The following is a 15,163-nucleotide window of genomic DNA, read 5'->3' on the forward strand; positions in this document are numbered from 1 at the left end:
ACCCGTTCCCATACCGAACACGGAAGTTAAGCTTCTCAGCGCCGATGGTAGTTGGGGGCTCTCCCCCTGTGAGAGTAGGACGTTGCCGGGCAAACAAAAAAACAGCTGATAAGGCTGTTTTTTTGTTTTTCTCCATCTTAAACGTAACACTTCTATCAACTCCTTCTGTTCATTTCACTAACTATCTTTTAGGAAAGCATTCCAAAAATATAACAAAATCCTCGAATCAACATTTTTTAAGTAGTATATTCTAGATGTAACAGAAAAGAGTTTCCTACCTCCACCAACGAAAATCAAACTCCAATTTAAAAATTAATAATGAAAGGGGTAATCCTGATGAGTTTCACTAATAAAGTGGTGATTGTAACAGGTGCTGCCAATGGTATTGGTCGAGGAATTGCTTCCCTTTATGCTGTTGAAGGTGCAAAAGTAGTTCTAGCAGATATGGATGAAATAAGAGGGAGAGAACTAGAACATCAAATTAAAAAACTTGGTGGCGATAGTCTTTTTATACAAACAGATGTAAGAAAAGAAGAAGATCTCATTCATTTAATAGAAAAAGCGAAAAGCACTTATGGGGAAATACATATTTTAATTAATAATGCCGGTAAAGGAGGAGCGTTTAAAAATACTTACGAACTAACAATAAATGAATGGGATGATATCATCAATACGAACTTAAGAAGTGTTTTCATTGCTTCGAGGGAGGCGGCAAAGTATATTCGAAAGAACAAACTTGGTGGTGCTATTATCAATATCGCTTCCACACGTGCATTTATGTCGGAACCTAACTCGGAAGCTTATGCTGCCTCTAAGGGTGGAATTGTCGCTATTACCCATGCATTAGCCGCATCATTTAGTAATGATAAGATCACCGTAAATTCGATTTCTCCGGGGTGGATTGAAAAAGGAGATTATTCATTATTACGAGATGTAGATCATCAGCAGCATTTATCAAAACGAGTTGGAAGGCCGGATGATATTGCACGGGCTTGTCTCTTTTTATCAAGTGAGGAAAATAATTTTGTAACAGGAACAAATCTGGTAGTTGATGGCGGGATGACGAGAAAAATGATTTATGTTGAATAATATGTAAGGGCTCAGCTTATTGTTTCGTGAACGGTAATAAAAAACTAAGACATTCCTCTTAGCCTTTGTTTGAGAAAAGGTAAAATGGTAAGAATAGATTAGTGGTTCAATTAATTGCACAAACATAGGTGAATCATGTATAATCAAAGTCAAATATAGTCAAAGTCAGAAGATTGGGGGAGGTTTGATGAGGAATATCTCCGACATAATTGAAGATTATTTAAAGACGGTATTGGAGTTGAGTGAAGAAGAAATTGTTGAGATTAAAAGAAACGAAATTGCCGACAAATTTCAATGTGTTCCTTCCCAAATTAATTATGTAATCAATACTCGTTTTACAGTAGAAAGAGGTTATCTTGTTGAAAGTAAACGGGGTGGCGGCGGATATATTCGAATCATTAAGGTTCAAACGAATGATCATGTCCATTTAATTGATCATTTGATATCTCTGATAAAGTCTAATATTTCTCAAAGCAGTGCAGAAGATTTAATCTATCGATTAGTAGAAGAGGATATTATTACTAATCGTGAAGCAAAAATTATGTTAAGCGTAATTGATCGTTCCGTGTTGTATATTGATCTTCCTTATCGGGATGAATTACGAGCAAGAATGGTAAAGGCAATGTTAACAACTTTAAAATATAAATAAAGTGAGCTGGAGAGGTGAAAAAATGATTTGCCCAGAATGTAATCAAAGACCAGCGACGCTCCACTTTACTAAAATCATAAACGGCGAAAAAACCGAATTTCACTTATGTGAAAAATGTGCTCATGAAAAGGGTGAGATGTTTTTACTGAATGGAGCACCTGGCTTTTCAATAAATAATTTAATTGCAGGCCTATTAAACATAGAGCCGAAGTTTACTCCATCTCCCCAAGATGCATTTAAACCTCAAGAAATTGTTCAGTGTAAGCAATGTTCAATGACCTTTCCACAATTCGTCAAAATAGGGAGATTTGGGTGTGCAAATTGCTACGAAGCATTTCAAGAACAGCTTATCCCTCTATTAAAAAAGGTTCATAGTGGTAATACAGATCACCGCGGGAAAATCCCAAAAAGAATTGGTGGAGGCATTCAAATTCGTAAAACAGTTGCAGACTTAAAGGAAAAGATAAAACAGTTAATAGCAGATGAGGAATTTGAGAAAGCCGCCCAAGTTAGAGATGAAATACGCTCATTAGAAAGCAAAATGATTGAAAGTCATGAGGGAGGGGAGTAGCTTGGGATTAGAAAGATTTATGAATCAAGCTGTCAGCTCATGGATGAGTGCTGAAGGTCCAGATTCTGATATAGTTATGAGTTCACGAATCCGGCTAGCACGAAATTTTAATGAGTTTACTTTTCCTATTCTTTTTTCCAATGATGAAGCGAATTCAGTCATCTCTACTATTGAAGAAATAACTGTACAAAGTCCATTAACAGAGCTTGGCCAATATGAATTATTAAAAATGGATCAATTACAGCCTCTACAGAAACAAGTTTTAGTTGAAAAGCATTTAATCAGTCCTCAATTAGCTAATGATGCTTCCCATGGAGCATGTTTACTATCGGAAAATGAAGAGATTAGCATCATGATTAATGAAGAAGATCATATTAGAATCCAATGTCTATTTCCAGGACTGCAGCTTACAGAGGCACTTTCAATAGCAAATGTTGTAGATGATTGGATTGAAGCAAATGTTACCTACGCTTTTGATGAGCAATATGGCTATTTAACCAGTTGTCCTACTAATGTCGGAACTGGCTTAAGGGCTTCGGTTATGATGCATTTACCAGGTCTCATCTTAACGCAACAGATAAATAGAATTATTCCGGCAATCAATCAATTAGGATTAGTCGTAAGAGGAATTTATGGTGAAGGTAGCGAAGCATTAGGTAATATCTTTCAAATTTCTAATCAAATTACTCTTGGAAAATCTGAGGAAGAAATTGTCGAGGATTTAAAAAGCGTAGTAAAACAATTGATTTCCCAGGAAAGAAATGCCCGGGACGCATTAGTAAAAACTTTAAACATAGAATTAGAAGATAGGGTATTTCGTTCGCTTGGTGTTTTGGAGAATAGCAGGATTTTAGAATCAAAGGAAGCCGCACGCTGCTTGTCCGATGTTAGGCTAGGAATCGATATGGGTTTTATAAAAAATATCCCTAATACAATATTAAATGAATTAATGATTTTAACTCAACCAGGTTTCTTACAGCAGTATGCCGGAGGCCCCTTAAGACCTAATGAAAGAGATATTCGGCGGGCTGCTTTAATAAGAGAAAGATTAAAATTAGATACAATGAAGAGTTAGGAGGAAGAGACATGATGTTTGGACGCTTTACAGAAAGAGCACAGAAGGTGTTGGCCCTAGCGCAAGAGGAAGCTATACGATTAAGTCATAATAATATTGGAACTGAACATATATTATTGGGACTTGTGAGAGAAGGAGAAGGGATTGCTGCTAAAGCGCTGTATGCACTCGGGCTTGGGGCAGAAAAGATTCAAAAGGAAGTAGAAAACCTTATCGGTCGTGGTCAAGAGGCATCCCAAACGATTCACTATACTCCGCGGGCTAAAAAAGTAATAGAGTTGTCTATGGATGAAGCCCGTAAATTGGGACATTCCTATGTTGGAACAGAGCATATTTTACTTGGTTTAATTCGCGAGGGGGAAGGCGTTGCCGCCCGTGTATTAAATAACCTTGGTGTAAGTCTCAATAAAGCTCGTCAACAAGTACTGCAATTATTGGGCAGCAATGAAGCAGGAGGAGGACAAGGTGGTGCTGCAGCAAATGCAAATACACCTACCTTAGATAGTCTTGCTCGCGACTTAACTGCGATTGCCCGTGAAGGCAGCCTTGATCCTGTCATTGGTCGTAGCAAGGAAATTCAACGGGTTATCGAAGTTCTAAGTAGACGAACTAAGAATAATCCAGTATTAATCGGAGAACCTGGCGTTGGTAAAACCGCCATTGCTGAAGGACTGGCTCAACAAATTGTTCACAATGAGGTGCCAGAGATTCTTCGTGATAAACGAGTAATGACACTTGATATGGGAACTGTTGTTGCCGGAACTAAGTACAGAGGTGAATTTGAAGATCGCCTTAAAAAGGTTATGGACGAGATTCGCCAAGCTGGAAATATTATTCTCTTTATTGATGAGCTGCATACACTTATCGGTGCCGGTGGAGCAGAAGGTGCGATTGATGCATCAAATATCTTAAAACCATCCTTGGCTCGAGGAGAATTGCAGTGTATTGGAGCAACTACTTTAGATGAATATCGAAAATATATCGAAAAAGATGCTGCGCTCGAACGTCGCTTCCAGCCAATTCGAGTTGATGAACCTACTGCTGAAGAGTCAATTCAAATTTTAAAAGGATTAAGAGATCGATATGAGGCACACCATCGTGTTTCGATTTCAGATGAGGCGATTGAGGCTGCGGTTACCCTATCAGACCGATATATTTCCGATCGGTTCTTACCGGATAAAGCAATAGACTTAATCGATGAGGCTGGTTCAAAGGTACGTCTTCGTTCTTATACAACCCCACCTAATTTAAAAGAATTAGAGGTTAAGTTAGAAGAGGTTCGTAAGGAGAAGGATGCAGCTGTTCAAAGCCAGGAGTTTGAAAAAGCAGCATCGTTACGAGACTCGGAGCAACGCCTTCGTGAACAATTAGAGGAAACAAAGAAAACATGGAAAGAAAAGCAAGGTCAAGAAAATAGCGAAGTAACGGTTGAGGATATTGCCACAGTAGTTGCAAACTGGACTGGTATTCCGGTATCAAAACTTGCGCAAACTGAGACAGAAAAATTATTACGTCTCGAAGAAATTCTTCATTCTCGTGTAATTGGGCAAGAGGAAGCAGTAATTGCTGTTTCGAAAGCTGTCAGACGTGCCAGAGCGGGATTAAAGGATCCAAAACGTCCAATTGGCTCTTTCATCTTCCTTGGTCCAACAGGTGTTGGTAAAACAGAGCTTGCGCGCGCACTAGCTGAGGCGATGTTTGGTGATGAGGATGCAATGATTCGCATTGATATGTCAGAATACATGGAAAAGCACTCAACATCAAGATTAGTAGGATCACCTCCTGGGTATGTAGGCTATGAGGAAGGTGGACAATTGACAGAAAAGGTTCGTAGAAAACCATATTCTGTTATCTTATTAGATGAAATTGAAAAGGCTCATCCTGATGTATTTAATATTTTATTACAAGTACTTGAAGATGGCCGTCTAACAGATTCTAAGGGAAGAACCGTAGATTTCCGTAATACAATCTTGATTATGACATCGAACGTGGGTGCACAAGCGTTAAAACGTAATAAATACGTAGGCTTTAACATCCAAGATGGTGCTCAAGACTACAAGGATATGAAAGGGAAAGTTATGGAGGAATTGAAAAAAGCATTCCGTCCGGAATTCCTGAACAGAATCGATGAAATTATCGTATTCCATGCCCTTGAGAGAGCACAATTAAAACAAATTGTAACGTTGATGTCTGAACAATTAGTGAAACGACTAAAAGAGCAGCATATCGAATTAGAATTAACTGAAGCTGCAAAAGATAGAATTTCGGATGAAGGCTATGATCCTGAATACGGTGCTCGTCCGTTGCGTAGAGCAATTCAAAAGCATATTGAGGATAGATTGTCTGAAGAATTGTTAAAAGGCACGGTTCTTACCGGTCAACAGATTGTTATTGATGTTGAAAACGGGGAGCTTATTGTTAGAACTGCCCAACATACCGGAATACCAAAACCTTAATGTTAACAACAAAGAGGGTACACGGGAAAAATCGTGACCCTCTTTTTTTCAACATCGAAAGTGTGTTCCTGTTACCTTTATTCTTCCGTGGGATTTCATTTAGGTGCCATTTTGCCATTTCCGTTATAATAAGATTAGTATGATTTTCAAGAGAGGACGATACCATGGCAAAAAGAAAAACGAAGTTTATGTGCCAAGAATGTGGGTATGAATCCCCGAAATGGATGGGAAAATGTCCAGGATGTGGCGCATGGAATAAAATGGTTGAGGAAACTGAAGTAGTAGGTGCAGGAAAAAGAGGTGCTTTTGCTCACTCCCAGGGTTTAGCTGGAAATTCAAAGCCCACTCCGATTACTTCAATTGAAACGGGAAATGAAGTTAGGATACATACGAATTTAAATGAATTAAATAGAGTTTTGGGTGGAGGTATTGTTCAAGGATCTTTAGTTCTAATTGGTGGCGATCCTGGGATAGGGAAATCCACCTTACTGTTACAGGTTTCCTCTCAGCTGGCAAGCCAGGGTCATTCCGTATTGTATATTTCCGGAGAAGAATCATTGCGGCAAACAAAGCTGCGTGCAGAGCGACTAGGAATCTCTTCAGAGAATTTACTCGTTTACTCGGAAACCAACTTAGATGAAATAAACCGAACAATTGATAACATAACGCCAAGCTTTGTTATCATAGACTCAATTCAAACGGTTTTTCATCCCGATGTAACGTCGGCACCAGGAAGTGTATCACAAGTTCGGGAATGTACCGCTGAATTAATGAGAATCGGAAAAACAAAAGGAATCGCTGTTTTTATCGTCGGGCATGTAACAAAAGAGGGTTCCATTGCCGGACCAAGGCTACTTGAACATATGGTTGATACGGTCCTTTATTTTGAAGGTGAACGACACCATACTTACCGCATATTACGTGCAGTAAAGAACCGCTTTGGTTCAACGAATGAAATGGGTATTTTTGAAATGAAGGAAATGGGTTTAGAAGAGGTAGAAAATCCATCAGAAATCTTTTTAGAAGAACGTTCGCAAGGAGCAGCGGGTTCAACCGTTGTGGCTTCGATGGAGGGAACGCGTCCCGTTCTGGTTGAAATTCAGGCGCTCATTTCTCCAACAAGCTTTGGCAATCCAAGAAGAATGGCGACAGGGATCGATCACAATCGCGTCTCATTGCTAATGGCTGTTTTGGAAAAAAGAGTTGGGATGCTTTTACAAAACCAAGATGCTTACTTAAAGGTTGCTGGCGGTGTTAAACTGGATGAACCAGCGATAGATTTAGCGATCGCAGTTAGTATTGCATCGAGTTTTCGTGACCAACCGACAAGGGCAACCGATTGTATTATTGGGGAAGTTGGCTTAACGGGAGAAGTAAGAAGAGTATCGAGAATTGATCAACGGGTACAAGAAGCAGCAAAATTGGGATTTGAACGAGTTATTTTACCTGAAAATAATTTGGGAGGGTGGAAAGGGCCAAAAGGAATTGAATTAATTGGTGTTTCCACTGTTCAACAAGCTCTTTATGCCACGTTCGGCAGATAGGGTAAATCATTTTTGAATCTAGACTACTTCCTGATATCATATAAGAAGAGCATAGGTTTTTGTGGTAATTTCTTACAGATGTTTGACGCCCTTTTTTTACCATGATAACCTTAAAAGAGATTCCTGATTTAATTTCCAAAATAACGAAACCTTTTAACTTGTCTTTACGTATTTATATCAGTTTGTTTCATTATCTTTACATTGATATAAAAAACTAAGGAAACTAGGTTTCAATTTTTCCATTTTGTTTATAATGAATAGATAGGAGGTGAAGGAATGTTAAAACGCATTATTCAAGCTTGTTTTCTAATTATCGGGGGGACATTAGGAATATTTTTAATCCCTGATTTATTGAAATTAGTAAATTTTGACAACATTCCTCTAATCAATAATCCATATGTATCCGCTATTTCAGGTGCACTTATTTTTTATCTTATTACTTTTTGGGCAGTAGATTATTTTACTGAATTTATGAAATGGGTAGAGGAATCTCTTGTCAAGGCTCCGATAACGGATATTATTTTTGGAAGTGTAGGATTAGTTTTTGGGTTAATTGTTGCATTTTTAATTGGGTTTGCCTTAAATGCTATTCAAGTTCCGATTATTAATACAGTTGCACCGATATTATTAACCCTATTGTTTGGATACTTAGGTTTTCAGGTCGGGTTCAAAAAGCGGGATGAACTATCCAATTTATTCTCCAATCGTAAGAAGAAGTCTGGGGAAGAGGATTCTGAAAAGACGGTCCACAAGGCCCTTAAAATACTGGATACAAGTGTGATTATTGATGGAAGAATTGCAGATATTTGTCAAACCGGATTTCTAGAGGGGACAATCGTAATTCCCCAATTTGTTCTAGAGGAATTACAACATATTGCAGATTCATCTGATGTGTTGAAACGAAACCGTGGTCGTCGAGGTCTTGATATCCTAAATCGAATTCAGAAGGAATTGGCTATTAAAGTCGAGATTTATGAAGGAGATTTTGAAGAAATTCAAGAAGTCGACAGCAAATTGGTGAAACTGGCCAAGTTAACCAATGGTGTTGTCGTTACGAATGATTTTAATTTAAATAAAGTTTGTGAGCTTCAAAATGTATCGGTCCTTAATATTAATGATTTGGCTAATGCTGTAAAACCTGTTGTGTTACCGGGAGAAGAAATGAATGTCCAAGTCATAAAAGATGGCAAAGAGCATAATCAAGGTGTTGCTTATCTTGATGATGGCACAATGATCGTTGTTGAGGACGGCAGAGATTATATTGGGAAGCGAATCGACGTTCTTGTAACAAGTGTATTACAAACATCAGCAGGGCGGATGATTTTTGCAAAACCAAAATTACTAGAAAAAGCATTATAAATTAGAGGAGATACATTATGGGTTATCAGGTTGTTATCCCGGCAGCAGGCCTCGGAAAAAGAATGGGAGCGGGGAAAAATAAATTGCTCCTACCTTTAAATGGGATCCCTGTTCTGATTCATACCTTATTGGTTTTTGAAGATGATGAGGAATGTGAAGGCATTGTATTAGCCATTCAACCGAACGATGAGCAGGAGTTTAAGAAATTAATTAAAAAATATAAAATAAAGAAAGTTCTCTCCTTAACGATAGGTGGAAAGGAACGGCAAGATAGTGTTTACAATGCTCTTCAAACAGTAAGTACTGATGGAATCGTCCTTGTTCATGATGGAGCGAGACCGTTTATCCAACAAGAGACAATCCATCAAGTTGTGGCGGCTGCCGAACAGGATGGGGCAGCTGTAGTGGCAGTACCTGTTAAAGATACAATGAAGAAGGTACAGGATAATAAGATTATCGAAACCATTGAACGTTCCAGCTTGTGGGCTGTCCAAACCCCACAAGCTTTTCGTATTTCCATCTTACTGGAGGCTCATCATCTTGCGCAAAAGGATGGCTTTCTAGGAACGGATGAAGCTAGTTTAGTTGAAAGAATTCCTTATAATATTTATATTGTGGAAAGTAGTTATGACAATATTAAATTAACTACACCAGAAGATTTATATTTTGCTGAAGCGATCATACGAAAACGCGAGATAAAGGAGAAATAATTTATGTTTCGAATTGGACAAGGTTTTGATGTTCATCAATTTGCTGAAGGTCGGCCTTTGATTATTGGAGGAATTACGATTCCATATGAAAAAGGACTCCTAGGGCATTCTGACGCAGATGTGTTATTACATACGATAGCGGACGCTTGTCTTGGGGCGATTGGAGCTGGTGATATTGGTAAACATTTTCCTGATACGGATCCTGCCTTCAAAGATGCTGATTCAGCAAAACTATTAGAGCATGTTTATGGAATCGTAAAGCAATCAGGTTATCAATTGGTAAACGCTGATTGTACCATTATCGCCCAAAAGCCGAAAATGGCCCCACATATCGATGCGATGAAACAAAGAATCGCAGAAATTTTACAATCAGAACCTAATCAAATTAATGTTAAAGCAACAACCACTGAAAAACTTGGTTTTACTGGTCGGGAAGAAGGTATTGCTGCCCAAGCCGTCGTTTTATTGCAAAAGATTGGATAACTTAGGGTATGAATCCGCAAACGGTGTTTCTAAATAAAAGAAGTTTCACTTTATAAGACAAACTCATGATGCTAAAATAAGCAGAAATAGGAACGATACAGGAGGAACAACCATGGTAAATGATATACGCGTACGTTATGCGCCCAGTCCAACAGGACACTTACATATTGGGAATGCCCGTACAGCTTTGTTTAATTACTTATTTGCCCGAAATTTAGGAGGCAAATTCATCATTCGGATTGAAGATACTGATCAAAAGAGAAATATTGAAGGCGGAGAACAAAGCCAATTAAAATATTTGAAATGGCTCGGAATGGACTGGGATGAAAGTATTGATGTCGGTGGTGAATATGGGCCATATCGCCAGTCAGAGCGTATTGAAATTTACAACGAGTATGTTAAGGAGCTCCTTGATAAAGGGTTAGCATACAAATGCTATTGTACGGAAGCAGAACTTGAGGCAGAAAGAGAAGAGCAGACTGAAAAAGGTGAAACACCTGCTTATTCCGGGAAGTGCCGTCATTTAACTGAAGAGGACCGGCTAAAATTAGAAGCAGAAGGCAGAAAGCCAAGCGTTCGTTTTCTTGTCCCACAAGATAAAACATATACCTTCGATGATATGGTAAAAGGCAGCGTTTCTTTTGAATCAGAGGGAATGGGCGATTACGTTATCGTAAAAAAGGATGGAATGCCAACTTATAATTTTGCAGTAGCAGTAGATGATCATTTAATGAAGATATCTCATGTTCTTCGTGGAGATGATCATATTTCTAATACTCCAAAACAGTTAATGATTTATGAAGCATTAGGATGGGAGCCGCCAAGTTTCGGTCATATGACCTTAATTGTGAATGAAAGCCGTAAGAAATTGAGTAAGCGTGATGAAACGATTATTCAATTTATTGAGCAATATGAACAATTAGGGTATATCCCTGAAGCCTTATTTAACTTTATTGCCTTACTTGGTTGGTCACCGGCAGGAGAAGAAGAGATATTCTCAAAAGACGAGTTAATTTCAATCTTTGATGCGAAGCGACTATCAAAATCTCCTGCATTGTTTGATAAACAAAAGTTAACTTGGATGAACAATCAGTACATGAAAAAGGTTGATCTTGATGTAGCAGTGGAGTTGGCTTTACCGCATCTTATTAAAGCAGGGCTTGTGAACCCTGAAATGAGTGAGCAGGAGAGCGAGTGGGTTCGAAATCTTATCGGTCTTTATCAAGATCAAATGAGCTATGGAGCAGAAATCGTTGAGCTTTCATCATTGTTCTTTAAGGAAGAAGTGATGTTTGATGAGGAAGCGAAGACGGTTATCTCAGAGGAACAGGTCCCAGAGGTACTTCAGGCGTTTTTGAATGAGATTGATCAATTGCCAGAATTTACTGCACCTGAAATTAATGCGTCGATCAAAGCGGTGCAAAAGGGAACGGGCCATAAAGGCAAAAAATTGTTTATGCCTATTCGTGTTGCTGCTACAGGCCAAACACATGGTCCAGATTTACCTAAGGCAATCGCTTTAATTGGTAAAGAGAAAATTGTGAAAAGATTTAATAATATTCTTGGGAAATAGTCTTTTTTGTTAGTTACATTGTGTCAAAAATATAATATAGTATAGATAATATATGTTTGAAAGTGTTGAAGAGGACGAGTAAAAAGGCAATGTTTTTCAGAGAGAACCACCATCGGCTGAAAGTGGTTTAAACCGCTTGTTTTTTGAAATGCCCCTCTGAGCCCCGATTCGAAAGGAATATTATGCTAGTAGAATTGGGCGGACCCCTCCGTTATCAGGTTAAGTTGAGACTTAAATATTTTTGCAAACGTTAAGTGGAGTTTGTGGGAATTTATCGGGTCTAAACAGAGTGGAACCGCGCTTTAAGGCGTCTCTGTCATTTGACAGAGACGCCTTTTTTATTTATTCAGAATTGTTATCGCAGAAAGGCGAAAGCCAGCTTCCGTTTTTTCGAACAAGGGTGCAGTTTATTTTAACCAAAGGGAGAGAATCTAATGTTTAAAGCGTTAAAAGAGGATATTGAAGTCATTTTTGAACAAGATCCAGCGGCTAGAAGTTATTTAGAAGTCGTTTTAACTTACTCTGGACTGCACGCTATCTGGGCACATCGCCTTGCACACGGCTTTTATAAGCGTAAACTTTATTTTATTGCCCGAGTGATTTCGCAGGTTAGCCGATTTTTCACTGGCATTGAAATTCATCCGGGTGCTACAATCGGCAGAAGATTTTTTATTGACCACGGAATGGGAATTGTCATTGGCGAAACATGTGAAATTGGGGATAATGTAACTGTATATCAAGGGGTCACGTTAGGTGGTACCGGGAAAGAAAAGGGGAAGCGTCATCCGACCGTAAAGGATAACGCATTAATTGCCACTGGGGCAAAGGTTCTTGGCTCGATTACAATAGGAGAAAACGCAAAAATAGGAGCAGGGGCGGTTGTCCTTAATGACGTTCCCGATAATTCTACTGTTGTTGGCATGAAAGCAAGAGTAGTAATCAGGGATGGCGTGAAAATTCAGAAGGATCTTAAACACGGAGATTTACCGGATCCAATTGCGGATCGCTTTAAAGAATTAGGCGAGGAAATTGAGCGAATGAAGAGGATAGTTGACGAGTTGCAAAAGGAAAGGAGTCATTAACATATGACCATTCAAATATATAACACGATGTCTAGGAAAAAAGAAGAATTCGTTCCCCTAGAACCAGGGAAAGTCAAAATGTATGTTTGCGGTCCTACAGTTTATAACTATATTCATATCGGTAATGCACGCCCGGCAATTGTTTTTGATACGGTGCGAAGATACTTGGAATTTAGAGGCTATGACGTAAGCTATATTTCTAACTTTACGGATGTAGATGACAAGTTAATCAAAGCTGCAAAACAATTAGGAGAAGATGTACCAACGATTGCTAATCGGTTTATTGAGGCTTACTTTGAAGATGTGTCTGCACTAGGCTGCAAAAGAGCGGATGTTCATCCTCGCGTAACCGAAAGCATGGATCTTATTATTGAATTTATTGCAACTTTAATTGAAAAAGACTTTGCATATGAATCATCAGGGGATGTTTATTTCCGAACAAGAAAGTTTGATGGTTACGGTAAATTATCACATCAATCCATCGATGAGCTTAAGTTGGGAGCTAGAATCGAAATAGGGGAAAAGAAACAAGATGCTCTGGACTTTGCTCTTTGGAAAGCAGCAAAAGAAGGAGAGATCGCTTGGGAAAGTCCATGGGGATTAGGTCGTCCTGGCTGGCATATTGAGTGCTCTGCGATGGCAAAAAAATACTTGGGTGATACGATTGATATACATGCTGGTGGTCAGGATTTAGCGTTCCCTCACCATGAAAATGAAATTGCCCAATCTGAAGCGTTGACTGGTCAACCATTTGCTCGCTATTGGATGCATAACGGCTATATCAATATAGATAATGAAAAAATGTCAAAATCACTTGGTAATTTTGTACTTGTTCACGACATTATTAAAATGCATGATCCTGAAGTAGTACGGTTCTTCATGCTATCTGTCCATTATCGCAACCCAATTAACTACAGTGATGAGCTTTTGGAAAATACCAAATCCGCTTTAGAGAGATTGAAAACTTCCTATCAAAATTTAAAGCATCGCAAGGCGGCAAGCACGAATTTAACAGATCAAAATCAAGAATGGCTTAATAAGATTAATGCACTTCATGCTGATTTCATCCGTGAAATGGATGACGATATTAATACAGCAAACGGTATCTCCATTCTATTCGAACTATCAAAACAAGCAAATTACTATTTGTTGGAAAAAAATACAGCTACTGAAGTCATCGATGCTTTTATGAACGAGTTCGAACAATTATTTGCTGTATTAGGGCTTTCCCTGGAAAATCAGGAATTGCTTGATGAAGAAATTGAAGCATTAATTGAGCAGCGGATCCAGGCGAGAAAGGATCGGAATTTCCAATTATCTGATCAAATTCGCGATCAATTAAAAGAAATGAATATTATTTTAGAAGACACCCCTCAAGGGACAAGATGGAAAAGAGGCTAACCAATGCTTCACTATGAAAGTCTAATTGATGAAAAACAACTAAATAGTTTAGCCCTTGCCTATATGGGAGATGCTGTCTTTGAAACATATATCCGTTATCATCTCATTCAAACAGGGAAGGTAAGACCCAATCAGTTGCATCGAGAAGCAACGAACTACGTTTCAGCAAAGGCTCAGGCAGCCATCGTGCATCAATTTATTGATGAGGGCTGCCTGAGTGAAGAAGAATTCGCGGTACTAAAAAGGGGACGAAATGCTAAATCGGGCAGTGTCCCTAAAAATACAGATGTTCAAACATACCGATATTCAACAGCGTTTGAAGCCTTAATTGGCTATTTGCACTTAGCTAAAGAAGAAACCAGGCTCGAGGAACTAATTCAGAAAGCAATTCATCTAGTTGAAATTAAGAAAGGAGGCCATTCATGATGAATTCAGATTACATTATTGGCAAAAATCCTGTCATTGAAGCGTTAAAGGCCGAGCGAGATATAAATAAGATTTTTATTGCCGAAGGCTCTCAAGGTGGTCAAATGCAACAGGTGACAAAACTGGCAAAAGAATCAAATGTGTTGGTCCAATTTGTCCCAAAGAAAAAGATTGATCAAATGGTGGAAGGGAATCATCAAGGAGTTGTGGCTGCAGTAGCAGCTTATCAATATGCAGAACTAGATGATTTGTTTGCGGCTGCAGCAAAAAGTAATGAACCTCCTTTCTTTTTATTGCTTGATGAAATTGAGGACCCGCATAATTTGGGGTCGATTATGAGAACAGCAGATGCAGTTGGCGCCCATGGAATCATCATTCCAAAACGGAGAGCAGTAGGATTAACTTCTACGGTAGCTAAAGCCTCTACTGGTGCAATTGAATATATTCCTGTTGTACGAGTAACAAATATGGCTCGGACAATTGATGAATTAAAAGAAAGAGGCATTTGGATCGCCGGTACAGATGCAAAGGGGAGTGAAGATTACCGATCCTTTGATGGAACCATGCCCCTTGGTTTAGTAATTGGTAGTGAAGGGAAAGGAATGGGTCGGCTTGTACGAGATAAGTGTGACTTCCTGATCAATTTACCGATGGCAGGGCATGTGACATCGTTAAATGCATCTGTTGCAGCAGCACTTCTTATGTACGAGGTTTACCGTAAAAGACACCCTCTAGGTGACTAGCT

14 protein-coding genes, 1 rRNA gene and 1 other annotated feature are annotated in these 15,163 nt (G+C 38.9%); all 15 genes read left to right on the forward strand.

Annotated features, from left to right (window positions below; genetic code table 11):
- A 5S ribosomal RNA gene (gene rrf, locus ACI48O_RS20700) occupies positions 1-91 on the forward strand; the annotation flags it as partial.
- A gap of 245 nt (positions 92-336) precedes the next feature.
- Positions 337-1,089 carry a glucose 1-dehydrogenase gene (locus ACI48O_RS20705; RefSeq protein WP_435563730.1) on the forward strand — a complete coding sequence of 251 codons (753 nt, stop codon included), beginning with the start codon at positions 337-339 and terminating at the stop codon, positions 1,087-1,089.
- A 187-nt stretch (positions 1,090-1,276) separates the two neighbouring features.
- Positions 1,277-1,738 (forward strand): CtsR family transcriptional regulator, encoded by a 462-nt coding sequence (locus ACI48O_RS20710; RefSeq protein ID WP_435563731.1) that lies wholly within the window; start codon positions 1,277-1,279, stop codon positions 1,736-1,738.
- Positions 1,739-1,760: 22 nt separating this feature from the next.
- The gene (locus tag ACI48O_RS20715; RefSeq protein WP_435563732.1) at positions 1,761-2,309 is read left to right on the forward strand and encodes a UvrB/UvrC motif-containing protein; all 549 of its coding nucleotides are present in this window, start codon (positions 1,761-1,763) and stop codon (positions 2,307-2,309) included.
- Entirely contained in the window at positions 2,293-3,384 is a 1,092-nt protein-coding gene (locus ACI48O_RS20720; RefSeq protein ID WP_435563794.1) for a protein arginine kinase, read from the forward strand. The genes ACI48O_RS20715 and ACI48O_RS20720 overlap by 17 nt, the downstream gene beginning before the upstream one ends.
- 11 nt (positions 3,385-3,395) lie before the next feature.
- Positions 3,396-5,840 carry an ATP-dependent protease ATP-binding subunit ClpC gene (gene clpC, locus ACI48O_RS20725; protein ID WP_435563733.1) on the forward strand — a complete coding sequence of 815 codons (2,445 nt, stop codon included), beginning with the start codon at positions 3,396-3,398 and terminating at the stop codon, positions 5,838-5,840.
- 164 nt (positions 5,841-6,004) lie between these two features.
- Positions 6,005-7,384 (forward strand): DNA repair protein RadA, encoded by a 1,380-nt coding sequence (gene radA, locus ACI48O_RS20730; protein WP_435563734.1) that lies wholly within the window; start codon positions 6,005-6,007, stop codon positions 7,382-7,384.
- A gap of 276 nt (positions 7,385-7,660) precedes the next feature.
- A complete protein-coding gene (locus ACI48O_RS20735; protein ID WP_435563735.1) occupies positions 7,661-8,743 on the forward strand; it encodes a PIN/TRAM domain-containing protein in 1,083 nt (360 codons plus the stop codon).
- A gap of 17 nt (positions 8,744-8,760) precedes the next feature.
- Positions 8,761-9,453, forward strand: coding sequence for a 2-C-methyl-D-erythritol 4-phosphate cytidylyltransferase (ispD, locus tag ACI48O_RS20740; RefSeq protein WP_435563736.1), 693 nt, complete (start codon positions 8,761-8,763; stop codon positions 9,451-9,453).
- Positions 9,454-9,456: 3 nt separating this feature from the next.
- A complete protein-coding gene (gene ispF, locus ACI48O_RS20745; RefSeq protein ID WP_435563737.1) occupies positions 9,457-9,936 on the forward strand; it encodes a 2-C-methyl-D-erythritol 2,4-cyclodiphosphate synthase in 480 nt (159 codons plus the stop codon).
- 112 nt (positions 9,937-10,048) lie between these two features.
- Positions 10,049-11,509: a glutamate--tRNA ligase gene (gene gltX / locus ACI48O_RS20750; protein ID WP_435563738.1), complete on the forward strand. Its 1,461-nt coding sequence runs from the start codon at positions 10,049-10,051 to the stop codon at positions 11,507-11,509.
- A gap of 56 nt (positions 11,510-11,565) precedes the next feature.
- Positions 11,566-11,827, forward strand: a binding site (T-box leader).
- A gap of 116 nt (positions 11,828-11,943) precedes the next feature.
- Positions 11,944-12,591: a serine O-acetyltransferase gene (gene cysE / locus ACI48O_RS20755; protein ID WP_435563739.1), complete on the forward strand. Its 648-nt coding sequence runs from the start codon at positions 11,944-11,946 to the stop codon at positions 12,589-12,591.
- Positions 12,592-12,594: 3 nt separating this feature from the next.
- Positions 12,595-13,992 carry a cysteine--tRNA ligase gene (gene cysS, locus ACI48O_RS20760; protein WP_435563740.1) on the forward strand — a complete coding sequence of 466 codons (1,398 nt, stop codon included), beginning with the start codon at positions 12,595-12,597 and terminating at the stop codon, positions 13,990-13,992.
- Positions 13,993-13,995: 3 nt separating this feature from the next.
- A complete protein-coding gene (locus ACI48O_RS20765) occupies positions 13,996-14,418 on the forward strand; it encodes a Mini-ribonuclease 3 (RefSeq protein WP_435563741.1) in 423 nt (140 codons plus the stop codon).
- A complete protein-coding gene (gene rlmB, locus ACI48O_RS20770; RefSeq protein ID WP_435563795.1) occupies positions 14,418-15,161 on the forward strand; it encodes a 23S rRNA (guanosine(2251)-2'-O)-methyltransferase RlmB in 744 nt (247 codons plus the stop codon). Before ACI48O_RS20765 ends, rlmB begins: the two co-directional genes overlap by 1 nt.
- Positions 15,162-15,163: the final 2 nt, after the last annotated feature.

The sequence above is a fragment of the Neobacillus terrisolis genome, from assembly GCF_051233475.1.
In the GTDB taxonomy this organism is placed as follows: domain Bacteria; phylum Bacillota; class Bacilli; order Bacillales; family Cytobacillaceae; genus Bacillus_BU.